Origin of the sequence: Halobacillus sp. B29, assembly GCF_052246755.1 — a bacterium.
Taxonomy (GTDB): domain Bacteria; phylum Bacillota; class Bacilli; order Bacillales; family Halobacillaceae; genus Halobacillus; species Halobacillus halophilus.
The window spans coordinates 99,269-121,873 of record NZ_JBQQCM010000008.1 but is presented as its reverse complement, the minus strand read 5'-3'; the positions used below and the strand labels follow the sequence as shown (position 1 = coordinate 121,873).

Below are 22,605 nucleotides of genomic sequence, written 5' to 3'. Positions count from 1 at the left end.
ATCACCTTGTTAAGAGGATTCTACACAGCCGCCTCAGGAATGCTTGCTAACCAACGCATGCAGGAAACATTATCGAATAATATGTCCAATGTGAATACACCAGGATACAAAGCTGATCAGGGGACGATGCGTGCTTTTCCAGAATTGCTGATTGAACAAATGGGAAGCCGCAAATTGCCTGGTTCTGCAAGTAACAGGAATATTCCTGTACAGCACCCTGTCGGATCTCTTAATACAGGTGTTTATATGCAGGAGGCTGTGCCCGCTTTCACTCAAGGTGATTTAAGAGAAACGGGAGTTGGTACGGATTTAGCCCTCCTTCAAAGAAACGTGCCCGACGAGTCGGGCTCTGTTTTTTTTGATGTTCAAAATGAGGCAGGAGAAACGCGCTACACGAGAAATGGCAATTTCACCGTGGACGGGGAAGGATTCTTAACTACGAATCAAGGGAACTATGTATTGGATCAATTAGGAAATCCGATTGAAACGAACGGGATGGAATTTGACGTTTCTGAGGAAGGTATAATCACGGTAGATGGACAAGATATCCCTTTAGGCTTATCTTATAGTCCGGCAGCGGAAGATATGGTGAAGGAAGGCGAAGGTTTATACAGGCTTGGGGAAGACGGCACTCAGCTCATAGATGCCCGGGGAGATAACACAGTTGAAGTCGATGTAAAACAGAACTTTCTTGAAAGTTCCAATGTAAACAGTGCCCGTACAATGACGGAAATGATGAATACATATCGGTCTTTTGAAATGAACCAAAGAGTACTTAAAGCTTACGACCAAAGTATGCAGAAAACAGTCACTGAGATTGCCAGACTGCGATAAGGAGTGGAGGGCTATTGATTAACCGTTCGATGATTCAGGCTTCTGTTACAATGGGACAGCTGCAGAGTAAGCTTGATTTAATAGGGAATAATCTTGCTAATGGGAACACGACTGGTTACAAAAGTCGGCAGGCCGACTTTTCTTCATTGTTATATCAGCAAATCGACAATTTATCCTCCGAACCAGATCCTGGAAGCCGTCAGACACCTGATGGAGTAAGAATAGGGTCAGGGGCAAGTCTTGGTCACACAAATGTTGACCTTAGCCATGGAAGCCTTCAGAATACAGGTAGAGAACTGGACCTTGCCTTGTTAGAAAAGGGCCATTTATTTCAATTACAAATTCCTACAGAAGCGGGCTTAGAAACACAGTACACCAGGGCAGGTAATTTTTATCTAAATCCGGTAAATGACAATGAAGTAATGCTTACAGACTCGGAAGGTTATTCTGTACTTGGAGATGCGGGGGAGCCTCTTGTACTTGAAAATGGATTTACGGAATTGAAGATTAATGAAGAAGGTTCAGTGATGGTATCACGCGACGGGCAGTTATCCGTGGAAGGGCAGCTTGAGGTGGTGGAAGCCGTAAGACCAAGAATGCTTGAGTCGGTAGGCGGCAACCGTTTTAAAGTTCCTGAGGGTATGGAAGGGACAGGAATAACATCAGAAGTTCCCCAAAATGAAACACGAATACAAAACCGAACACTTGAATCTTCCAACGTTGATATTTCCAAGCAAATGACGGATATGCTAAATGCTCAGCGAGCTTACCAATTTAATGCAAAATCGATTTCCACGGGTGATCAGATGATGGGTCTGATCAATCAGCTCAGATCATAAACGTAAGGAGTTTGACGACCATGGCAACAGATCCTAATACAAATGACAAAAACCATAAACGTGAGAAGGATAGACAGAAGAAACGTAAAGCTTTAGACGAGGCGACTAAACAAGATCATACAAAAAAACAAGGGTATTGGCAGAAGATGAAAAAGACCCTGAGTGAAAAGACGGGGCATAAAAGCCGTATCCGTGTTCTTCCTATTTGGTTGCGTATTATCATTGTTCTGGTCTTAAGCATCGTGGCTTTGTTTATTGGGTTAATGGTCGGATACGGAGTGATCGGAGACGGAAAACCTATGGATGCTCTCAGCTGGGACACTTGGCAGCACATCTGGGATATTGTTACAAAAACTGAATAGCATGAGAAGAATTCTACACGGGTCTCCACGACTCGTGTTTTTTTATGTCTAAGGTATAAAGGAAATGTCTGGCACATCAAGTTGTTTCTGAAAGCGTTATTTAGGGAATAAATCTTAAATCTAATATTTAGTGGGGAGGCCGCAAGCTTTGAGAACCGACGTATTTATCGCTGGTGGAGGTGTTGGAGGTTTAACACTGGCAGCCAAATTGGCCAGTCGCGGCGTTCATGTCACGATTGCTGAACAGCTGACGAAGGAGTCACCCGTATATAAAGGAGAACTGCTTCAGCCAAAAACCATTGCGATACTGGAAAGACTTGGAGTCATCGATGAAATTGAAGGATGCGGTCACGTGATTGACCAGCTTAGATTTCAGGAAATTCACCGTCGTGAAGGGAAATCCCCTGAAGAGATTAATTTAACGGAGCTGAATTATAGCCGAGTGGCCAGTAAATATGACCATGCCTTAATGGTGCCGCATGAGAGAACGAAGTCCATTATACGGGATAAGGGACAAACCTTTGAAGAACATTTTCACTATTTAGGAGGCGCCAGATTTTTAGGTTTTGAAAAAGGAATGGCAAAGGTGAAGCAGAAGAAGGAGACTTTCCATATAGAAGCCAAGGTATATATCGGCGCAGAAGGGCGCAGTTCCCCTACTCGAAAAGCTATGAATGCGGATGTGAAGCGTAAAGATTACAATCACCATTTTCTAACAGTCACAATGCCTAGACCAGCATCTTACACCAAAGGAAAAATTATAACCACAGCTGATCGTTTTCTAGGCTTGTTCCCTCTCCCTGACAATGAAGTGAGAACCGTTTATCTGATAAAAGCTGGAGAATACAAGACCATTAAAGAAAAGGGTCTTGAGTACCTCTACCAAGCCTATAGCGAACTTGAACCAGAGTTGTCAGAGGGAGTGCGTACCATCGACGATTGGAAAAAGGTTCAGCTTATGATTCCCTATACCTATCACGTGGACAAGTATTATTCTGGAAATCTTGCCATTATAGGTGACGCCGCTCACACCGTCCATCCCATGGCAGGAGAAGGAATGAACCTGGCCGTACAGGATGCAGATGTCCTTGGAGAACTGCTTGCATGGTGTAAAGAAAATAATAAAAATTATCATGAGTATTTACATTACTATGAAGATGTAAGGAAGCCTCGTGTTTCCTCCCTTCTTCATTTAAGTCACCTGTCAGCACTCGTCTATTCTTTCCGTTTCGAATGGTGGAGAAAAATCCGTATGAGGGCTGTCCAGCGGATTTATGATGATGATCAGCTTCACGTGAAACAAATGCTCAATATATCCGGATTGGGATCATGGAATTTCAACTTACTCGATCGGGCCATCCAGGGAAGTGTTCTTCCAGCACGCAGTAAAAAGGTAAAAGATACGACACAGTGGAAATACTTATTTTCAGAATCAGAAGACTATCCATGGGAAAAAGAGAACTAGGAAAGGATGAATCATATGAATGAATGGGTAACGGCTATGCAGGCTAGAAAGTGGATGAAAAAGAATGAATCGTTTCTGCCAAGCTGGCATGCTTATGTGGGATCTGAGTTAGAACTGTTTGATGAATTCAAATCAGCTAGGACAGTAGAAGCGGTAAGTGAAAAAACAGGGTACTCTTATGATTTATTAGCTTCCTGGGTTAAAGTAGGAGTCGCAGTTAAGCATCTGAAGAAGCGTCCAAATGAACGTTACCGTACGTCAAAAAGAAGATGCTCTGCTCTTATGGGGCAAGAGCAGTCGCCTGGTGTTAAAGCATTGCTGAAAGAGATGATGGAGCTTCATATTCCTACAATGCTGCAATATCCCTCTATACTAAAGTCTCATGAGCGTGCCTTGTTCGACCATGAGCGGCATGGGGAAGTTGTAGCTGAAACTTCAGCCTTGCTTGAACACTTTGCGATTAAAAAGATTAAGAAGATGATACGCGCTAGAAAAGTAGATACCATTGTGGACCTTGGCTGCGGCCATGGCGGATACTTACGAAAGTTAGCCGAAGAATTTCCTGATGTCAAGATGATTGGGGTGGATCTGAACCAAAAGGTCATCGATCATGCACGAGAATTATCTGACAATTTCTCTAATATAAAGTTTGAAGTAGGAGATATAAATGAATGGGAGCCGGAAGATGGAAGGAAAGTGGACGTTGTACTGCTTCACAATATCTTTCATTATGTTCATCCTGATTCACGCCCTGATCTTCTAGAGCAAATGTACAGTTATGTTGAAGCTCAAGGAGTCGTTTCTGTTATCACACCTATTAATGAAACCGAGCATGGGGAAGCTTTTTCTTCAGCGTTTAACAGCTTCTTTGTAGCTCACTCGAATCTTTTTGCGCTGCCGGATAAGAAAGAGTTAAAAGAGGTTACGGCTCATTCTAATTTTGACATGTATGATTTAGATCCGATTGTTAAAGAGGGTTCCTGGTACACTTTCTGGATGAGTCCATCTTCTCCAGTGAAAGAATGGGAACAAACCCAGGAGATGAACGACGGAGAACGTTCGTTATCTTCCAAGCAGGAAGATAACAAGGAGTTAACTCGTTCGTCATAAAATAAACCGCTGTGACCAATTCAGTCACAGCGGTTTATAATTTTCTTGGAGGACTCCGTTTCGAGATATTTATTGAGCGGAGAAGGTCCTCCGGGGGACGATTTCGCTTTCCGTGGGCATGTGCTGAGCCTCTTCAGGCTAAGCCTTCCGGGGTCTCACCGATCATGTTTGTCCCACAGGAGTCTACATCGTCCCCCTACGGACCTAGCCAGATCAGAAACTCGAATCCCTTTAAGACATCAACGGGTTCATGAGAAAAAAGCAGGTGCTCATGAAGCTGTTCTTATGCTATAACGATGTAAAATAGCCTGTCATAAAAGCATTTAGGACCGATTAGGAAGGAGGGCATCCTCTTTTATAAAAGGGTCCGTTATTCTTACTCGGTGGGGTTGGTGGGGAAATGGCGAGACTCCCATGGGAGAAGGAACTAGGTGAGATCCCGCAGGGAGTGAAACGAGCGAGGAAGCTCACCGTTCCCCCATAGGAAAGCGAGTTATTTCCCCACCAGCCCCCATCTCATATCGTAACGGCCCCATTTATCTTGGAACTGAGCCTTACAGTATCAGGAGCTTATATGCAACAATGATTATTATGATTTTATTGCCCGTTTTTGAAGGGGTGTCTTAATTATCTTTTGTCGAGAAGGACATCCATCTATATAATAAGGGTAGAATGAACAAAAGGAGCTGCATGCATGTATGTTAGATATCCAAGAAATTAAAGAAATTATTCCACACAGGTATCCGTTTCTGCTCATTGATCAAGTCGAAGAAATTGTAGAAGGAGAACGCGCTGTTGGATACAAAAATGTAACGATGAATGAACCGTTTTTTCAGGGACACTTTCCTGATTACCCGGTGATGCCAGGGGTGTTAATTACGGAAGCCCTAGCTCAAATGGGAGCGGTAGCTATGCTTAAAAAAGAAGAAAACCAGGGGAAACTGGCCTTTTTTACAGGTATTGATAAGTGCCGCTTTAAGCGTCAGGTAAAACCAGGTGACCGACTAAAACTTGAAGTGGACATTGTAAGACTGAAAGGACCGATGGGTAAAGGAAAAGCGAAAGCAACCGTAGATGGTGAAGTAGCCTGCGAAGCCGAAATTATGTTCGCTTTGAAATAATTTAAATGACTCGGATCATAAGGTCCGGGTCATTTTTTATGGGGTTTAAAGGGAAAAAATGGTATAATTCTAGCATTGAAAGAATAAATCTATGAATCTAGCAGAAGGAGTGGCTTCGCATTAAAAATTATCTTAAAGCCTTTGGAGTTTTGGCTTTCCTGGTCGTTTTGAACATTTTTCTCATTCCAAGTGTACACGCAGAAACGCAAATTGCAGATAAATGCAGCTTTGAACAGACCGAGGGCGTGAACCCTGATCCGCAAACCATCAATTGTCTTTTAACAGAGGCTGCTGTTAAGTATGATATACCTCCTGAAATTTGTTAAAGCGGTTGCTGAAAAAGAGAGTGCCGGGAAACAGTATGAAGACAACAAGCCGCTTATCTCAGAAGATGGCGGAATTGGGATCATGCAGGTGACACAGAAGGATAACTATGATGATACACGCTTAAAGCAGGATATTGTGTATAATATTGAAGCTGGTGTCGAGATTTTAAACAAAATGTATGATCGAAACGACCTGCCATCCATCAATAAAAGTGAAGGATCTGTTAACACTTACCAAAGAAATTATATAGAAAATTGGTATTTTGCTGTAATGGCCTATAATGGCATTAAACCAGTGAATAGTCCGGTTATACAGGAAAATGGTGACGAGAATAAAGAAGCCTATCAAGAAGAAGTGTTCGAGATCATCGAAAGAAACATGGATCGCGAACTGGGAGAATTAGATTTTTCAAGGGATGATTTTGACTACGACCCTGCAAAAGGAGATAACATTCGGTTTGTAACCATGGAGTATCGTTTCCTGGAGCCATTTACATCTTCCAACTATTTTTATAAAAAGGGCCAAACCGTCGGGGCCGTTAAAGAAGTTAATTTGCGCTCCCAGCCGACAACCTCCAACCCGAACGTAATAGGAAAAGTGAAACAGGGGGAACACCTGACGATCGAAGGTTCCTATGCGTATGAAAAAAGTCAGGAAAGTTTAAATCCATTTGTATGGTATAAAGTTGAAAAAGAGAACGGCACTAAGGGATACGTAGCATCGAATTATTTAAGAAATAAATTTAAAGATGTACCTGCTAATCATTATGCTGAAGAGAGTATTGATCAATTATTCGATATGAACATACTGAGGGGCCATAATGAAGATACTTTCGGGATGAAGGAGAATTTAATTCGTATTCATGCCGCTATGCTTTTCGTGCGTGCGGAGAATCTTTCATTGACTGGTCGTCCAGACCCTGGTTTTGTGGATGTATCACCAGAGAGCCGTTATTTTGATACTGTATCTGCTGTTGCTGATGAAGGTATTTTTAACGGAGATGAGAAAGGAAACTTCCATATAGAAGATGACTTGAAGCGGAGCGAAATGGCCGTCCTGCTGCAAAATGTCTATAATTTTGAAAAGTCATCGAAAGAGCATCCATTTGTGGATGTAGAAGATGACATATGGTACGACGAATCCGTAAACCGCCTTTATCATGCAGGGATAACTTCTGGTGTGAGTGCTGACCAGTACGGTCCATCAGAAACGGTGACACGAGAGCAGTTTGCTGCCTTTTTGATCCGATCCATTGAATATCAGAAAAACAATTAAAGTCTCATCAAATTACTCCGGCTTCGGCCGGAATTTTTTTGGGAAAAATGGATGATTTTTACCAGCGGGGACATACTACTGGTCGTAATCATTAAAAAGGAGGAATACAAATGAAATCTCTATCAATTAAGTTGCTAATTGCTATGCTGATGGTTTCCCTTTTAGGTGCCTGTGGTACGGATGAAGATCCAATGGGTAAAGAAGAAAATGACACGGAACAGAACATGAATGAGGAAGAGAACAAAGAAGAGGATCAAATGAATGAAGACGGTATGAATGAGGACGATGAAGAAAATATGGATCAAGAAGATATGACAGATGGGGAAAATGATGCTACGGAAGAAGATATGACGAACGAAGATACCATGGAGAATGACATGACAGAGAACGAAAATGATAGCAAAGACAATCAATAACAGAAAAGCCGCTAAACTTAGCGGCTTTTATTGTGTTTGTTATTATAGGATAAAAATACTGAAGTGACCACCATACATATTCCACCCAGGGTTAGAAGGGGAATAAGAAAATGAAAGGCTGACAAATAATCGAGTAATAGCAATCCAACTCCTGTAAGAAACGAAATAAATCCACTGACCGCCAACGTTTTTCCCTTCTGATTCACATAAGTTCCTCGCTTTCTAAAAGAAATAAGTGCATGGCGCATGCTTTATTTCTGGAACATAGTTTGCTGCTAGTGTGCGGAGGAGTTAACGACATATAATATTCTGCTTTATAGTTATATCGGTTAAGAAAAGGAAATATAAACAATTTTCCGGACTCTTTAAAACTAAGTCCGACTATTTGAAATTGATTGGAAAATCCGTTTCGCTTATGTAGAATAGAGGTAAGATACACATTAATAAATCCTTTACAATTTTACGTTTCTTGGTTTTATTGGTGTGGAATAAGCGAATAGAGGTGATTATTAATGAAATACAGAACGACAAGCGATTTAAAGGACTTACTTCTAGAAGACTTTGAAAATGTAGTCAACAAAATTCCACAGGAAAAACTGGACGTTTACCTCTATCTTCATAGAGAGTTCCAGAATACTTACGTACCGGATGATAGTTTATATCAATTTATCTTTCGTTATTTTTTCCGTTTAGACAACCCGAGCTTAACGAATGAGTTCGAAACATCTTATTTTAAGTTGATGGAAGAGCAGAGAAAAGTAGAAAGACCGAACATTGTACAAATTACAAAGAGCTTGTACGAGATTAAGAACCACAAAGGCAACCCGACCATGCAGTTCCCATTAGCGGCTTCCATGCTGCATGCGATCAATCCTCAATTCCCAACATACGATAGTGATATTGTGAAAGCATTCGACTTTTCTTCCACTTATCACTTGTCCGGTTTTGAGAAGAAGATGAAGCGTTACATGAAACAATATCAGCATGCTTACAGAACTTATACTGAATTAATCGATGATGAAGCTATGGAGCCTATGTTCAAGCACTTTGATGAACGCTTTCGCGATTACAATCTTCCAAAGGTCAAAAAGTTGGACTTAATGACAGCACAGCTCGGAAATATTATTCAATAAAAATAACCGGATCCGGCCCTGGGTCCGGCTTTTTTTATGAGTACTTTTTTTAAATTCACAACTTAATCTCATTTCCAGAAAAAGTGACACAATATTGTCATTTTAGAGTGTTTTGTACAAGTTGCATTACAATCCGTACTTTAGTAACATTATTCATAATTATGACTACTTGGTCAGAATGAAATGGAACGTTAGTGAAGGAATGGAAGTTGTCCTAGAGGAGACACTACGGAAATGAAAAGGTTACATAATCGCCCTCGTACACTAGTTTTATGGTTTGTTAAATGAGCTGCTTAGATATAGAAGGAGAGGAAGTCTTAGATGAAAAGAATAGCCGTGCTGATATTTCTAATAATTTTTCTGGCCGCCTGTTCAAACGACGACACGGAAGAAGAAACAGTGGAAAGAGAAACACCGGTAGAAGTTGAACAAGTTCAGACAGAGGATTTTGTCATAAATCGCGAAATAATTGGACGAACCACAACCTCTGATACGACTCCCGTTATTTCTGAAACGCCAGGAGAGTTGGTTACGCTGAACGTTTCCAAGGGAGATCAGATTGAAGAAGGACAGCAAATCGGTGTAGTAGATCCTGGAGATGGTGAAAGCCAGGTTGAACTCCAGCAAATCGCAGTACGCCAAGCAGAAAAACAGCTCGAAAATGCGCAGATTTCTAAAGAGCAGGCGGAAAGTGGCCTTGAGAGTGCGCAGGATCAGCTGGAAGTAGCTGAAGAGGCCGAAGATGCCCAGGAAAATCAAAATGAGCAGGCGAAAGAGATGGCTAAGCAGCAATATGAGCAAGCCCAGGGGCTTGCTGATCAGACGAAATCACTTTTTGAAGAAGGAATCATTCCTGAGGTTCTCTATCAGCAGGCTCAAAGCCGTGCGGATCAGGCCCAGGCTCAGCTTAAGCAGCTGCAGGGAGGGTCACAGCAATCTTCAGGTGTAGCTCAAGCTGAAGCACAGGTGGATCAGGCTCGTCAGCAACTGGAACAAGCGAGGATTGCTGTCGATCAGGCTGAACTGCAGGTGGAGCAGGCGAACGTCCAACTGAACCAAACGCAGGATCAAACCTCGAACAAAATTATTAAAGCCCCGGCTACCGGTGAGATTGCTTCCCTTGAAGCAACTGAAGGCGCACTCGTAACGAATCAGCAGCCCTTTGCTACCATTGTGGGGCTAAACCCTATGACGGTAACAGCATCGATTACAGCTGAGCAGCTTTCTCTATTTAATAATGGAGATGAACTGGAAGTAGAAATTAGTACGTTGGATGAGAAAATAACTTCTACTGTGGAATCCGTTTCTTCTATTCCTGACGATACGGGTCTTTACCCTGTTGAAGCAGCAGTTGAAAATGACGAAGAGAGTATCAAACCAGGCATGATGGCGACTTTTTTACTTCCTGAAACGGTAGTGGAAAACAGTTTGGTTGTACCAACGGATGCCGTAATGGAAGAAGGTAACGAATCTTATATTTACCACGTAGTGGATGGGAAGGCTGTACGTGTAAATGTTGAAGTCATAGAAGCTCAAACCGAACGTACAGCCATAAATGCTGAACTTCCAGAAGATGCTCAAGTGATTACTACGGGTCAATTGACGCTGACAGATGGCAGGAAAGTGACGATCATGGAGGAGGACGAACAGAGTGAAGCTAGTTAATCTGTCTGTCAAACGCCCCGTTGGGGTTATCATGATTGTCGCGGCTATTCTTGCTTTAGGATTTGTTTCATTACGAAGCTTGACGATTGATCTCTATCCGGAAATTGACTTGCCCATTGCCGTAGTTTCCACTTCCTATGAAGGAGCAGCGCCGCAAGAGGTAGAGGAGCTGGTCAGCCGGCCCGTTGAATCCTCCGTAAGTTCGATTGAAGGTCTTGAAGTGCTCCAGTCCCAATCGCAGGCTGGGGCTTCACTCGTTCTTTTGCAATTTAATACGGGAGTAGATCTGGACAGTACCTTGCTTCAGGTGAGGGAAAATGTAGACCAGGCCCGGGCTGCTCTTCCAGATGGAGCGGGAGAACCTAGTGTTCTGCGCTTTGATCCCCAGCAGCTCCCAATCATGACGGTTGGCTTATCAGGTGATGATCCGGAAGAATTACAGCAAGTGGCTGAGAACCGGCTTGTCCCTTTCCTGGAAAGACAGGAAGGTGTGGCGTCTGTAAGTATTGAAGGCGGCAAGGTACGAGAAGTACAAGTATTAGTAGATCGTGCTCAGATGGCTCAGTATGGACTTGATTCCCAAACCATTGTTCAAACGTTGAATGCTTCCAATCAGTCGGCCTCTGCAGGTGCTGTAGATAAAGGACAAAAAGATTTGCAAATTAGAATTGATGGTGAGTTTGAGTCAATTGAAGATGTGCGCAGTACGATTTTACAATCGCCATCCGGTGCGCAGGTAACCTTGGATCAAATAGCTGAGGTGGAAGAAAAGCTAACCAATTCTAATTCAGTCGCAAAAGTAAATGGTTCTTCTTCAGTTGTACTTTCCGTTCTGAAGAAAACCGATGCGAATACCGTAGAAGCGGCTGATAACGTCCGAGAAGCATTGAATGAAGGAAGTGCGGACCTTCCGGAAAATGTGAGTTCTGAGATTGTGCTGGACACTTCTGAATTTATTAAGATTTCAATTAATAGTGTTGTGCTGAACATTATTCTCGGAGGGATTTTCTCTATTCTTGTTTTACTACTGTTCCTGAAAAGTATCAGGGCCACTCTTGTAATTGGTATCTCGATTCCGATTGCGATTATTTCAACGTTTACCCTTATGTATTTTACAGGGGAAACATTGAATGTATTAACGATGGGGGGACTTGCTTTAGGAATAGGGATGATGGTGGATAGTTCCATCGTCATACTAGAAAATATCGTCAGCTACCGGCAGCGGGGTTACTCGATGGTGGAAGCTGCGAAAGAGGGAGCTTCTGAACTGGCTCCAGCAGTAGTGGCTTCAGCTACTACAACGCTTGTCGTATTTCTGCCTATTATATTTGTTGAGGGAATTGCTTCCGAATTGTTTACACCTTTAGCGTTGACTATTATGTTTGCCTTAATTGCATCGCTGGCTGTATCAGTCACCTTAATCCCGATGCTCTCCTCGAAATTGCTGACGAAATCATTGAAGGAGAGTGGACGGCGTTACTGGTTTGATCGCTTCCTTGATAAAGTAAATGATAAATATCGCTCTTTACTGCGAAGGGTATTAAAGTTTAGAAAGACAACCATAGCCATTACTGTGGCTCTAATAGCAGGAAGTGCGGCCTTAGTTCCTCTCATTGGGACGGAATTTATACCTCCTTCTGATCAGGGTCAAATTGAAGTGAGTGTGGAAATGCCGGCCGGTACGTCGATTGAAGATACAGAAGAGTTTACAAACCAAATTGATTCACGAATAGAAGAGTTCGGAGACGTTATTGACGTGAGCTACTTATCTGTTGGTGGAGGGGGCATGGGGAGCGTTGGAAATGGCTCTTCTGACCAGGCTTCTTACACGATACAACTGGTGGATCCCGATGAACGGGAAAGGACCACACAGCGAGTAATGGAACAGCTGGATGAATCGCTGAGCGGCCTGGCTGGTGCTGAAGTTCAAGTAAGTGAATTGAATGCAGGACTGGGCACAGGGGCCCCGCTCCAAGTACAGCTGAACGGTGATGATTTTGAAGTACTGTCCGAGTTAGCCAATCAAGTTTCTTATGTTATGAATCAAGTCGATGGGGTGAGTAATGCCACTTCTTCTACGGAGGAAGGGCGTCCGGAAATGCGGATAAATGTTAACCGTGAAAAAGCTGCGCAGTATGGTCTTTCTTATCAGCAAGTGATTGGCCAGACTCAGCTTGCGTTTAACGGCCAAATTGCTACCCGATATCGCCAGGGTGGCGACGAACTTGATGTGCGGTTGATTTTACCGGAAGATGAGAGACAGACGATTTCTGATTTGGAAGGAATGACGGTACAAACACCTAATGGAGGACTTGTTCCGCTGGCATCTATTGCTGATCTTGAACAAGTCCAGGGTCCTGTTACACTGCTTCGCCAGGACCAGCAGCCGCAAGTCAATGTTGAATCGGAAGTGACAGGCCGGGACCTCGGAAGCGTGACAGAAGATGTTCGCGCTGAATTGGAGAGTTTGAATATGCCAGATGGCTATTCCTTCGAAATTGGAGGGCAGGCGCAGGATATGCAGGAAGCCTTTGGGGATCTCTCCTTAGCGTTAATCTTCTCCCTCTTCCTGGTCTACGCCGTGATGGCCATTCAGTTTGAAAACTTCTTGTTTCCATTTATCATTATGTTCTCATTACCTGCAACGCTAATCGGTATAACCGGCGGGCTGTTTATTACGAATTTACCGTTCAGTCTGCCAGCATTTGTAGGTATTATCATGCTCGCAGGTATTGTAGTCAACAACGCCATTGTCCTGGTTGACTACATTAATATCCTGCGAAGGAAGTCTTACGATCGTTACGAAGCGATCCTTGAAGCTGGACCGAATCGCCTGCGCCCTATCCTCATGACCACGCTGACCACGGTCCTAGGAATGGTGCCGCTGGCTATAGGGATCGGCCGCGGTGCAGAAGCTCAGCAGCCGCTTGCCGTTACAATTATTTTCGGTTTAACGGTATCCAGTTTCTTTACACTTGTTTTAATTCCAGTGGTTTATACGTACTTTGACGATTTATCCAATAAGATCACCGGAAAGTTTCGTAAAAACAAAACCAAAGAAACAACAGAATAAGGCTCCTATTTATTGCCACCTCAGGTCATCCATAATTTGGATGACCTGAGGTGGTTTTTATTTTCAAAAAAAATCTTTAAAAAAATTCTATTAAAAAGTGATCCAATTCATTTTACTAGACGATAGCTATGTGAAAAGGCAAACCAATCAATGAGAGAAAATAAAAAATTAAAAGGAGAGATGAGAACATGAAAACATTCAAGAAAATTTTTGTCGTGATGATGGCGATCCTGCTGTTAGCGCCATCCGCAGCATTGGCTGATAACCACGGGGACACGATGGCGACAGTTAAAACTCCCGCCGCGGATTTAAGAGCAGACTTGGACAAATTGTTATCTGAACACTTTGTTCTGGCTACTACATTTATGATGAAATCCTATGAGGACGCTGAAGACGCCGATCAGGTTTGGAATAAGCTGGATCAAAATGCACAGGATATGACACCGGCTATCGCTTCTGTCTACGGGGAAGAAGCAGCGTCGCAGTTTGAGGACATATTCAGAGGTCATAATGATTACTCCGACGAGTTTGTGAAAGCGGCAAAGAATGATGACCCGGAAGCCCGCGAAGCGGCTGAACAAGAAGTAGAAGAATTTGTGAATGAATTTGGAGCATTTTTATCAAAAGCAACAGAGGGAAATCTGTCTGAAGAAGCAGCAAAAAAAGTACTGACTGCTCACGAAGAGGACGTAATAAACGTTTTTGACCACTATGTAAATGAAGAATACCAGAAGGCCTACCAATCATTCCGCGATGGGTTCCATCGCATGTTTGATATTAGTAAAGCCCTGTCAACGGCCATTACAACCCAAATGCCAGACAAATTTGAGCAGACTGCAGCAGATTCTAAGGCAGCAGATCTTCGTTCTAACTTAAATGCGCTCGCATCTGAGCACTTTGCATTGGCTACCCTTGAAATGCAAAAAGGATTCAACCAGGCTCCAGATTATGATTTTGTAACCTGGGCAGAAAATGAACATACAAAAGAGTTTGCGGCAACAATCGACTCTCTTTATGGAGAACAAGGGGCAGAGCAATTTGAGAAAGTATGGCAGCAGGATCATATCACAGCTCAATCTGATATTGTAACAGCAGCTTTGGAAAACAATGAAGAAGCTCGTATGGATGCAGAAGAAAGCTTGAAAATGTTTGCAGAAGATTTCGGTGCTTTCTTAGCTTCAGCAACGGAAGGCAACCTTCCTCAAGAAGCCGCAACGGAAGCGGTATGGACACATGAAGAAGATGTACTTGAAACGTTCGATCACTATGCAGCGGAAGATTATGAAGCTGCTTATAACAGCTTCCGTGAAGGCTATGGCTTTATGTTTGGTATCGGTGAAACGCTTGGAGATGCGATAGCTAAACAAATGCCAGATCAGTTCGGTAACGATCAAATGCCTGAAGAAATGCCTGATACAGGAATGGGTGGCATGAGTAAAGCAGGTTCATTATCTGTATGGGCCTGGGCAGCATTTGGAATTCTTGCTCTTCTATCTGGCGGATTGCTTTACAGAAAGAAATCCAATCAATAAATTCGCTTCGCAAGTTTCGGTTCGTTAGACTAAGAAGAGAGGCTATTCCTCTCTTCTTAGTTGTTTTAAAAAATGGATAACCAATAAACGAAAAAGGTGATGGGTTATGGAGATGAAGTGGAAGATTTACTTTACAATCGTAGGAATAGTAGCCCTTCTCATGGTTGGGTATGAAACGAATGTATGGGCGAATCTGACCAGTTCGGAGTCGGAAACTCAAGTAGAAAAAATTGAAACACCAGAAGTCGAAGCCTCAGATATCACACCTCCTGAGGAAAAGCTCAAGGAAAAAGTGGCTGGCGGAGAGTTTACCGTAATTAATAAAAATAAAGATATGAATTCATCGGAAGTGGTCAAAGAAGAAAAGCAGAAAGAAACCGGAATTGTTCCTGCCAATATTCAAATCCCTGCTATTGATGTTAATTCTGACATTGAATCGGTTGGCGTCCTTGATAATGGACAAATGGGCGTGCCTGAAGATCCGGATAAAGCGGGGTGGTTTGAACCTGGTACGGAACCTGGTAATACAGGGAATTCAGTTATTGCCGGGCACGTGGACAGTCGTACAGGTCCTGCGGTTTTCTATGACTTGGATAAGCTTGAAAAAGGTAATGAAATTACAGTCACCGATCAAAACGGCGAAAAGAAAACATACGTCGTTCAGAAATTGGAAAGTTATCCAGAGAAAGAGTCCCCTATCGGACGGATTTTTGGCCCCACTGATGAAAAGAGGCTGAACCTTATCACTTGTACGGGAGAGTTTGTGAGGGATCAAGGAGGTCACCAGGATCGTCTGGTCGTTTATTCCACCCTGAAAGAGACTGAAAAGGAAAAGTCGGATATTAAAGCTCCTACGAATATCGAAGTTAACGGCAGCCTTGTTACATGGTACGCCGTTCGTAAAGATTATGTAGCGGGCTATAGAGTATACAGGAGTAGAGATGGAGATGAATTTGAGAAAGTTGCCAGTATCTCGGCTCATGAGAGAAAAGCGTATGCAGATTCCGAAGCTTCTCAATATAAGTATTATGTAACCACGGTTGATTTAGAAGGAAATGAATCAGAACCATCCCAAACGGCTTCATCAAAATAACACAAGCTTCCATCACCCGACACCCATAACCAATATTTACCACCTCAGGTCATCCAATATTGGATGACCTGAGGTGGTATGTTTATATCCAAAAAAAGCCTCCCCGTGTGGGAGGCTTTAAATTAAATGAAGTTTTTATTTTTGTTCAGGGACTCGCCCAATCGGTAAATTTCATTGCGGAGAGATTCAGGGAACATAAATACATTAACCCCGCAAGTCATCGTACCATTATCCGAGCTGATCCAGATAATCCGGCCTTCTGCTGAGTACGTTTCTTTATGATAAATAAAAGAAAGAAGAACCTCATCTTTCATGGAAAGATCCGGGTTTTCATCACAAGAGAAGCGCAGGCCATTCAAGCTGATGTCTTTCACTTGCAGCGGTCCGGAGATATTCGGGCTTAATTTTTTATTATAAAACCCTGGCAGCGGTTCATTAAATGAGTAGCGGAATGGTTCAATTCTTCGTTCATCTGCCATAACCAAACCCCTTTACTTAAGTGTAGTTAATCTAATGATATACTTCATTAAGTTATGCTACAACAATAATATTCAATAAACGCCAGATCTTCCTAAGAAATGACCTGTTGATCAACAAGCTGCCGGTAAAGAATATTTTGATCATAAAGTTCTTTGTGAGTCCCTTGCCCAGTTACCTGCCCTTTTTCAAATACAAGCATGTGATCCGCTTCAACCACTGTAGACAACCGGTGCGCAATGATAAATGTAGTGCGGCCTTTCATAAGAGCCTTTAGAGCGGTCTGCACAGCAGCTTCGGATTCTGAGTCAAGGTTCGATGTCGCTTCATCCAATAGCAGGATAGCAGGATTGCGCAGTAAGGCTCGAGCAATGGCTATACGCTGCTTTTGACCTCCAGAGAGTTTGATTCCACGTTCACCGACCATAGTTTCTAACTGTTCGGGTAAGGCTTGGACGAATTCATAAGCATTAGCCTGGTGCAGGGCATGTTCAATTTCTGAATGTGTTACGCTCCGGTCAAGACCATAGCACACATTGTCACGGATAGACCCTGCCATAATAGGGCTTTCCTGTGAAACGTAACCAATGGACTGCCGCCACACAGCAAGGTTAATCGATTCGATGGGCGTCTCACCCATTCTTATTTCACCTGAGACAGGGGCATAGAAACGTTCGATTAAAGAAAATACAGTAGTCTTTCCGGCCCCGCTCGGACCAACAAGAGCGACGGTTTCCCCGGGTTGAACTGTAAAATTCAAATCATATAAAACCATCTGGTTTTCAGCATAGGAGAAGGAAACGTGATGGAACTGAAGAGGTTTCATTTTAAATGTACCATGCTGCGTATTCATTTCAGCGGGCGTTTTTAAAAGAGCCTGAATTCGCTCCGTAGCCCCCATAGCCTTTTGAAAAGCTGTCATGAATGTAGCCATCTGGCTGAAGGGAACAATAATTTGAAACATATAGATAATAATGGCTACAAGAGAGCCCGCACTCAGCTCACCAGAAGCGACACGGACACCTCCATATCCTATAAGTATGACGAGGACGACCATAATAATTGTCGTCATAAATGGAGAAATGACGGACTGAATTCGTGCTTCCTTCAATCCGTAAGTAAAAAGACGGTTAATTCCTCCCCGCCCCTTATCCTCTTCTGCGTCTTCAGCATTAGAAGATTTTACAAGTCTGATTTCACTTAGAACTCGACCCAGATTTGCACTGAAGTCGGCCATTTCATCCTGCATTTTTTTAGATACACGGTACATCATGCGCCCCAGTGGAAGAATGATAAGAAAAGAAAGGGGAACCGCGGCAAGCATGATGACCGTCATTCTCCAATCAATAGTTAACAAAATGACCACAGCCCCAATAATGGAGATAATCCCTGTAAAAAAAGTAACCAGATGATTGGTAATTAAATTTTTAACAGTATTAGTATCCTGCGTGATCCTGCTCATTGTTTCACCGGATTCATGCTCATCAAAATAAGCTACCGGCAGATGAAGAACCCTTTCCCACAACTGTCTTCTTATGTATGAAACGATGTGTTCTCCAATATAGGCAAGCAAGTAATATGAAAAGCCGCTGGAAACTGTTTGGATCACAAAGGTTATGATAAGGAAGGTAATAAGTCCGGTGCTCAAAGAACCTGTAGACAGCCCGTCAACTAAATTCCTGGTGAATAATGGAACAACCAGGCTTGCGGCTGTTTCAAAAAGACTGAGAACAATGGCGAGGGTAAGAATCCATTTAGAAGGAATCCCACCCTTAATAAACCTGAAGAAGTCGCGAACCGTCGTTTTTTCTTCACTCATCCTCATTCCTCCGATCCACCTTGATTAAATCCCAGGTGGTTACGATTCCTAAAGGAGCGTCATTAGCTTTACCAGATTCAGTGAGAATCACAGCTTTTAATTTACGTTCCTCTTCCAGACTTCTTTCAAATCGTTCCTCTAATTCATACACCGTTCCGTGAGAGGATAAAAATTCTATACTAGGGTTTAATCCGTCTTGTAGAACATCCTTAGCCGTAACATCCGCCAAATTTACAACGTTGTTGTCCACTGACCGGGCAATCCAGCGAACGATTCCATCATTCGTTAGTAAACCAAGGAAGTCATTGTCTCGGCTATAAATTGGAAATTGTGAAACCGCTTGTGTATCAAAAGCATTCATAATTTCAGTTAATAAGCTGGTTTCTTTAAAGAAGATGACCGGTTGAGTAGCAAATTCAAGCGCTTCAGGAGGTTGATCAAGCGTTTGTTTAATATGCTCCAAGCTCTCGACTACTTCCAAATGAGGGGTGGCAATATAATAATCATCACGTATCCTCTCGTGGACAAGTGCATTTCGAAGTTTTGCATATTGTTTTAAAAGATCAAAGTGGACACGGATCACACTGTGCTTCAATTTGCTTCGCTGTAATAATTCAACGAAGTTATCATTTTTCGGATACCCATTAAACTCCTTAAGGTGCTGATGGATTTGGTTAAAGGCTACCTCGAAACGTTCAACAAGATCGTTCATAGCAATCACCTGTTATTTTTTATTTATCTTTATTATATCTGATTGAACAAAGTCTCACACCTCAAACCAAGGATCTTTCGGAATAAAAAGCTTAAATAAATGACTTCTTAGCCGATGAATATAATAGGAATGGATTACATAGGCATTTTGGATAACTATTATGTTATAAGATACAGAAGAATGAGTTATAATGTTCAAGAATAGGTCTACTTACTGATTTTTGTGCTTTAAATAGAACGTACTCATAAAATATGCTATACTCATACTAGGTAAGAAAGTAGGTGAAAATATGATCGGTGAACGCATCAAACAAATTCGCAAAGCCCGTCATATGTCGCTGTCTGAATTAGCTGAGAGAGCTGGGGTTGCAAAGTCGTACCTGAGCTCCATTGAACGTAATATCCAGACCAATCCATCGATTCAATTCTTAGAAAAAATATCAAAAGAATTGGATGTCTCTATTAATTTTCTTCTTCATGGAGAATCAGATGCAAAAGATGAAACGCTGGATGATGACTGGCTGGAACTCGTTCAGGAAGCAATGAACTCAGGAGTGTCTAAAGACCAATTTCGCGAATATTTGGAATTTAATAAATGGAAGATCCATCAAAGTAAATAATCAGGCCTGGTTCAACAAGTGAACCCAGGCTTTTTTACATACCGAGAAAAGGCGCAGACTTTTTTAAAGCCTGCGCCTTATTTTTATTTAAATTTCTGCTTAATATAATCCATACTGATCGCGAGGCTCTCTAAAGGAGAACGGCGGCTCTCATCCTGCTCAATAATCCACCACTGTACTCCTGCTTCCTCACCTGCCTGGAATACAGCATCCAGGTCTACACCACCCGTACCGAGCTCTGCAAAAAATGATTCGTCATCCACCGTCATATCCTTCAAGTGTAAAAGAGGACTTCTGCCCTGATATCGTTTCAGCCATTGATCCGGCTGTTCCCCTGCTTTTTTTAGCCAATAGATATCAAATTCCGCTTTTAAGTTCTCATTTTGAGTATCATCTAAGATGGTCTCAAGAGCTGTACGGCCATCCGACAGCTTCTTCAACTCAAAATCGTGGTTGTGGTAACACAACGTGATCCCTTCCTGACGGCACTGTTCACCCAGACGATCTAAAAGAGGAATTAACTGCTGATAATCTTCTTCCTCACGTTCATCTATGTAAGGACAGACGATATAAGAGCTTCCGATTGTTTTCTGGTCGTTAATGATTTGTTCCAGGTTATTTTTTAAATCTTCCAGCGGAACATGGCAGGAAGCCGCCTGTAATCCTGTTTCTTCAAGTAAACTTTTAATTTCCCAGGCTGATAATCCGCCGAACCCGGCAAACTCTACAGCATCAAATCCTAAATCGGCTACTTTTCTGACTGTACTGGCAAAGTCTTTTTGAGCTTCTTCTCTTAGTGTGTACATTTGTGCGGCAACTGGTATTGTTTTCATTTGTAAATCCCCATTTCTAAATAATTATCCCCCTTTATACAACATTAGATATTTGAGAGAAAAACCCCTTTAAAAATTCGGTATTTGTTTATAAAAAATTGAATAACCAGTGTTCAATTCCTTTTAAAGATAATAACTTCCTCATTAGTAGAAGAGTAAGCAGTATCTTATACTTTGATTATTGAGATCCACCCGTAACATACTCCACAGTCGAGTATGCGACTATACGGCGAAAAATCTTTATAAAAAATAACAACACTTAAGATATCAAAACATGGAAAAGGGGAGAAACACATGGGAAGATTCGACGAGTTCCTCCGCGACATAAATCGAAGAAATAAAATCTGCTGGAATTGTCAAAGGGAAGTAAGTGAGGATGACCTGGTCATACCGGAAGACGATTGGAAAGTCCATATCCAATTGTGTATAGATTGCTATGATCTTATGGAAGAGGATAGGTGGAAAGGAGAGAAAGGAGCCGCTGGGGGTAATCAAACACCTGGGTGACTGACACGTTCCCCTGCGGCCTGGAATAGGATATTTTAACAATGAGGTGAGGTGAAATAAATGCCTGTTTCCGTAGTATTTAACCAGATTGCTGTTAATGCACTTAATGATAACTCGACCATTTCCACTGGGCAGAACAATCAGCCCGACTGGACCTGGCAGGGAAAAAACAATAATGCTGCCGGCGTCCCTGTAGGGTTCATGATTGCGACCAACAACGTGAATACAGTATTCGATAATGATTTTGTAGATCTGCCGCTTAACAACCCGACTGTTAACAACCCGCAGCCTAACGTTCAATACTAAGGGGCTGGTTCGATGGAGATACAATTCGATTGCATTAACGTTAATCAGATTAAAATGAGTTCTGGAATTTTTGTGGGGCCTAATAGTCAAAACAACTGGTCTGCTCATAAAAAAGAAAATTCTGCTTTAGGTACTATTGTTGGAAACGGTAACGTGGTGCACCAGAATATCAATGTAATCCATGATGAAGATATGGTAGATATGCCTATTAAAAAAGAAACGATAAAGAATTCCCATGGAAAAGGCTATGAGGACGCGTGAATATCCTTTTCCATCTCGTTCTTTACCATCGTTTGAATCCATTCAGGTACTTCTTGATCTTTACTGTTCACCATCATATCAAGAATCGCTGAATCACTTAAGATCGAACGCAAGCCTTTGAGAGAATTCCCGTCACCATATACATTGCCAAATCCCTGGTTATGTTTTTTGTGGCTTTCGAACCCGCTGGGCGCATTATTTCCAAGATTGACACACGAAGCGTCTTCTACTGTTCCAATATGAATATTGCGAATGAAGAAATTAGGAGAAAGAAAGTTCAAGTTACTCCTCCTTTTCTTTGAATGTAAATTTTAAGCCATCTCTTGTTTTTTCCAATTTAGGTTTTTCTTTGTAAGATGGTTTCACATGAACGCCAAAGTTATTTCCCAGATTCAGAGCTCCACTTAAATCTTCGATATCTAAATGCTCCAGTTGGAAACTTAATTGCTCCAGTTTAGGGTCGTGGATATCAACTTTATCAAAATGAAAATGGTACTCTATAGTTTTACCCTGATTTTCCAATATGGCTTTCTGAAGTTTTAAAATCTCTTTGTAGAGGTGTTCGGTATCTTGAGATGGTTTGTTTCTTCTGCCAAAAAACATGACAGCTACTCTCCCTGAGGATTTGGCTTTTTAATAATCAGATGTCTGTTCTGCTGCAGGACATTTTTGTTTCCTATAATCATTCCGCTGCCTTCATTTTTCTGGTGATAAGCGGAGAATCTGGACTGAACATTCGTGCCAGAATAAATTCCTGAAGAGTTGGAGACTTGATCAATGGTGAGGTTATGAAAAGATATACGAGTCATAGTATCCACCTCCTGTC

23 protein-coding genes are annotated in these 22,605 nt (G+C 42.2%); 16 read left to right on the top strand and 7 right to left on the bottom strand.

Going from position 1 to position 22,605, the window contains the following annotated elements:
• The first annotated feature begins 6 nt into the window (after positions 1-6).
• The 13 genes from ACTWP7_RS11890 to ACTWP7_RS11830 all read left to right on the top strand — a co-directional run bounded on the left by ACTWP7_RS11890 (position 7) and on the right by ACTWP7_RS11830 (position 16,245).
• On the top strand, positions 7-834 hold the full coding sequence (locus ACTWP7_RS11890; protein WP_443123362.1) for a flagellar hook-basal body protein: 828 nt from the start codon (positions 7-9) through the stop codon (positions 832-834).
• Positions 835-848: 14 nt separating this feature from the next.
• Positions 849-1,673 (top strand): flagellar hook-basal body protein, encoded by an 825-nt coding sequence (locus ACTWP7_RS11885; RefSeq protein ID WP_443123361.1) that lies wholly within the window; start codon positions 849-851, stop codon positions 1,671-1,673.
• A gap of 20 nt (positions 1,674-1,693) precedes the next feature.
• Complete coding sequence (locus tag ACTWP7_RS11880) at positions 1,694-2,035, top strand: DNA-directed RNA polymerase subunit beta (protein ID WP_443123360.1); 342 nt, start codon at positions 1,694-1,696, stop codon at positions 2,033-2,035.
• Positions 2,036-2,183: 148 nt separating this feature from the next.
• Complete coding sequence (locus tag ACTWP7_RS11875) at positions 2,184-3,500, top strand: FAD-dependent oxidoreductase (RefSeq protein WP_443123359.1); 1,317 nt, start codon at positions 2,184-2,186, stop codon at positions 3,498-3,500.
• Positions 3,501-3,506: 6 nt separating this feature from the next.
• Positions 3,507-4,610, top strand: coding sequence for a class I SAM-dependent methyltransferase (locus tag ACTWP7_RS11870; protein WP_443123358.1), 1,104 nt, complete (start codon positions 3,507-3,509; stop codon positions 4,608-4,610).
• Between the two features lie 698 nt (positions 4,611-5,308).
• Entirely contained in the window at positions 5,309-5,731 is a 423-nt protein-coding gene (fabZ, locus tag ACTWP7_RS11865) for a 3-hydroxyacyl-ACP dehydratase FabZ (RefSeq protein ID WP_014644805.1), read from the top strand.
• Between the two features lie 300 nt (positions 5,732-6,031).
• Positions 6,032-7,333, top strand: a complete 1,302-nt coding sequence (locus tag ACTWP7_RS11860; protein ID WP_443123357.1) for an S-layer homology domain-containing protein — start codon at positions 6,032-6,034, stop codon at positions 7,331-7,333.
• Positions 7,334-7,443: 110 nt separating this feature from the next.
• Positions 7,444-7,749: a hypothetical protein gene (locus ACTWP7_RS11855; protein ID WP_014644803.1), complete on the top strand. Its 306-nt coding sequence runs from the start codon at positions 7,444-7,446 to the stop codon at positions 7,747-7,749.
• Between the two features lie 512 nt (positions 7,750-8,261).
• Positions 8,262-8,882 carry a hypothetical protein gene (locus ACTWP7_RS11850; RefSeq protein ID WP_443123356.1) on the top strand — a complete coding sequence of 207 codons (621 nt, stop codon included), beginning with the start codon at positions 8,262-8,264 and terminating at the stop codon, positions 8,880-8,882.
• A gap of 321 nt (positions 8,883-9,203) precedes the next feature.
• Positions 9,204-10,547 (top strand): efflux RND transporter periplasmic adaptor subunit, encoded by a 1,344-nt coding sequence (locus tag ACTWP7_RS11845; RefSeq protein ID WP_443123355.1) that lies wholly within the window; start codon positions 9,204-9,206, stop codon positions 10,545-10,547.
• Positions 10,534-13,620: an efflux RND transporter permease subunit gene (locus ACTWP7_RS11840; protein ID WP_443123354.1), complete on the top strand. Its 3,087-nt coding sequence runs from the start codon at positions 10,534-10,536 to the stop codon at positions 13,618-13,620. The genes ACTWP7_RS11845 and ACTWP7_RS11840 overlap by 14 nt, the downstream gene beginning before the upstream one ends.
• Before the next feature lie 188 nt (positions 13,621-13,808).
• Positions 13,809-15,152, top strand: coding sequence for a copper amine oxidase (locus ACTWP7_RS11835; protein WP_443123353.1), 1,344 nt, complete (start codon positions 13,809-13,811; stop codon positions 15,150-15,152).
• Between the two features lie 106 nt (positions 15,153-15,258).
• Entirely contained in the window at positions 15,259-16,245 is a 987-nt protein-coding gene (locus tag ACTWP7_RS11830) for a sortase domain-containing protein (protein ID WP_443123352.1), read from the top strand.
• Between the two features lie 122 nt (positions 16,246-16,367).
• Here ACTWP7_RS11830 and ACTWP7_RS11825 read toward each other — a convergent pair whose 3' ends face one another.
• From ACTWP7_RS11825 to ACTWP7_RS11815, 3 genes are all read right to left on the bottom strand, one after another.
• The gene (locus tag ACTWP7_RS11825; RefSeq protein ID WP_443123351.1) at positions 16,368-16,724 is read right to left on the bottom strand and encodes a PilZ domain-containing protein; all 357 of its coding nucleotides are present in this window, start codon (positions 16,722-16,724) and stop codon (positions 16,368-16,370) included.
• 92 nt (positions 16,725-16,816) lie between these two features.
• Positions 16,817-18,541 carry an ABC transporter ATP-binding protein gene (locus ACTWP7_RS11820; protein WP_443123350.1) on the bottom strand — a complete coding sequence of 575 codons (1,725 nt, stop codon included), beginning with the start codon at positions 18,539-18,541 and terminating at the stop codon, positions 16,817-16,819.
• Complete coding sequence (locus tag ACTWP7_RS11815; protein WP_443123349.1) at positions 18,534-19,253, bottom strand: CBS domain-containing protein; 720 nt, start codon at positions 19,251-19,253, stop codon at positions 18,534-18,536. The genes ACTWP7_RS11820 and ACTWP7_RS11815 overlap by 8 nt, the downstream gene beginning before the upstream one ends.
• 289 nt (positions 19,254-19,542) lie before the next feature.
• Here ACTWP7_RS11815 and ACTWP7_RS11810 point away from each other — a divergent pair, with 289 nt between their 5' ends.
• Complete coding sequence (locus ACTWP7_RS11810; RefSeq protein ID WP_224893925.1) at positions 19,543-19,872, top strand: helix-turn-helix domain-containing protein; 330 nt, start codon at positions 19,543-19,545, stop codon at positions 19,870-19,872.
• An 83-nt stretch (positions 19,873-19,955) separates the two neighbouring features.
• Here ACTWP7_RS11810 and ACTWP7_RS11805 read toward each other — a convergent pair whose 3' ends face one another.
• A complete protein-coding gene (locus ACTWP7_RS11805) occupies positions 19,956-20,705 on the bottom strand; it encodes a sugar phosphate isomerase/epimerase family protein (protein WP_443123348.1) in 750 nt (249 codons plus the stop codon).
• 567 nt (positions 20,706-21,272) lie between these two features.
• Between ACTWP7_RS11805 and ACTWP7_RS11800 the strand changes: the two genes are divergently transcribed.
• Together ACTWP7_RS11800 and ACTWP7_RS11795 are read left to right on the top strand one after the other, a co-directional pair.
• The gene (locus ACTWP7_RS11800) at positions 21,273-21,518 is read left to right on the top strand and encodes a hypothetical protein (protein ID WP_014644791.1); all 246 of its coding nucleotides are present in this window, start codon (positions 21,273-21,275) and stop codon (positions 21,516-21,518) included.
• Between the two features lie 12 nt (positions 21,519-21,530).
• Positions 21,531-21,779, top strand: a complete 249-nt coding sequence (locus ACTWP7_RS11795) for a hypothetical protein (protein ID WP_014644790.1) — start codon at positions 21,531-21,533, stop codon at positions 21,777-21,779.
• Here ACTWP7_RS11795 and ACTWP7_RS11790 read toward each other — a convergent pair.
• Genes ACTWP7_RS11790 through ACTWP7_RS11780 form a run of 3 tightly spaced genes read right to left on the bottom strand, consistent with a single transcriptional unit; the run spans position 21,764 to position 22,588 of the window.
• Positions 21,764-22,060 (bottom strand): hypothetical protein, encoded by a 297-nt coding sequence (locus ACTWP7_RS11790; protein ID WP_014644789.1) that lies wholly within the window; start codon positions 22,058-22,060, stop codon positions 21,764-21,766. The two genes, ACTWP7_RS11795 and ACTWP7_RS11790, sit on opposite strands and share 16 nt — an antisense overlap.
• A 1-nt stretch (position 22,061) precedes the next feature.
• Positions 22,062-22,382, bottom strand: coding sequence for a hypothetical protein (locus ACTWP7_RS11785; protein ID WP_443123347.1), 321 nt, complete (start codon positions 22,380-22,382; stop codon positions 22,062-22,064).
• A gap of 5 nt (positions 22,383-22,387) precedes the next feature.
• Positions 22,388-22,588 carry a hypothetical protein gene (locus ACTWP7_RS11780; protein WP_443123346.1) on the bottom strand — a complete coding sequence of 67 codons (201 nt, stop codon included), beginning with the start codon at positions 22,586-22,588 and terminating at the stop codon, positions 22,388-22,390.
• Positions 22,589-22,605: the final 17 nt, after the last annotated feature.

Coding starts and splice junctions, on each gene's coding strand:
- ACTWP7_RS11880 (WP_443123360.1), top strand. CDS start 1,694: ATGGCAACAGATCCTAATACAAATGACAAAAACCATAAACGTGAGAAG.
- ACTWP7_RS11870 (WP_443123358.1), top strand. CDS start 3,507: ATGAATCATATGAATGAATGGGTAACGGCTATGCAGGCTAGAAAGTGG.
- fabZ (WP_014644805.1), top strand. CDS start 5,309: ATGTTAGATATCCAAGAAATTAAAGAAATTATTCCACACAGGTATCCG.
- ACTWP7_RS11860 (WP_443123357.1), top strand. CDS start 6,032: ATGATATACCTCCTGAAATTTGTTAAAGCGGTTGCTGAAAAAGAGAGT.
- ACTWP7_RS11855 (WP_014644803.1), top strand. CDS start 7,444: ATGAAATCTCTATCAATTAAGTTGCTAATTGCTATGCTGATGGTTTCC.
- ACTWP7_RS11850 (WP_443123356.1), top strand. CDS start 8,262: ATGAAATACAGAACGACAAGCGATTTAAAGGACTTACTTCTAGAAGAC.
- ACTWP7_RS11845 (WP_443123355.1), top strand. CDS start 9,204: ATGAAAAGAATAGCCGTGCTGATATTTCTAATAATTTTTCTGGCCGCC.
- ACTWP7_RS11835 (WP_443123353.1), top strand. CDS start 13,809: ATGAAAACATTCAAGAAAATTTTTGTCGTGATGATGGCGATCCTGCTG.
- ACTWP7_RS11830 (WP_443123352.1), top strand. CDS start 15,259: ATGGAGATGAAGTGGAAGATTTACTTTACAATCGTAGGAATAGTAGCC.
- ACTWP7_RS11825 (WP_443123351.1), bottom strand. CDS start 16,724: ATGGCAGATGAACGAAGAATTGAACCATTCCGCTACTCATTTAATGAA.
- ACTWP7_RS11820 (WP_443123350.1), bottom strand. CDS start 18,541: ATGAGTGAAGAAAAAACGACGGTTCGCGACTTCTTCAGGTTTATTAAG.
- ACTWP7_RS11815 (WP_443123349.1), bottom strand. CDS start 19,253: ATGAACGATCTTGTTGAACGTTTCGAGGTAGCCTTTAACCAAATCCAT.
- ACTWP7_RS11810 (WP_224893925.1), top strand. CDS start 19,543: ATGATCGGTGAACGCATCAAACAAATTCGCAAAGCCCGTCATATGTCG.
- ACTWP7_RS11805 (WP_443123348.1), bottom strand. CDS start 20,705: ATGAAAACAATACCAGTTGCCGCACAAATGTACACACTAAGAGAAGAA.
- ACTWP7_RS11800 (WP_014644791.1), top strand. CDS start 21,273: ATGCCTGTTTCCGTAGTATTTAACCAGATTGCTGTTAATGCACTTAAT.
- ACTWP7_RS11795 (WP_014644790.1), top strand. CDS start 21,531: ATGGAGATACAATTCGATTGCATTAACGTTAATCAGATTAAAATGAGT.
- ACTWP7_RS11785 (WP_443123347.1), bottom strand. CDS start 22,382: ATGTTTTTTGGCAGAAGAAACAAACCATCTCAAGATACCGAACACCTC.
- ACTWP7_RS11780 (WP_443123346.1), bottom strand. CDS start 22,588: ATGACTCGTATATCTTTTCATAACCTCACCATTGATCAAGTCTCCAAC.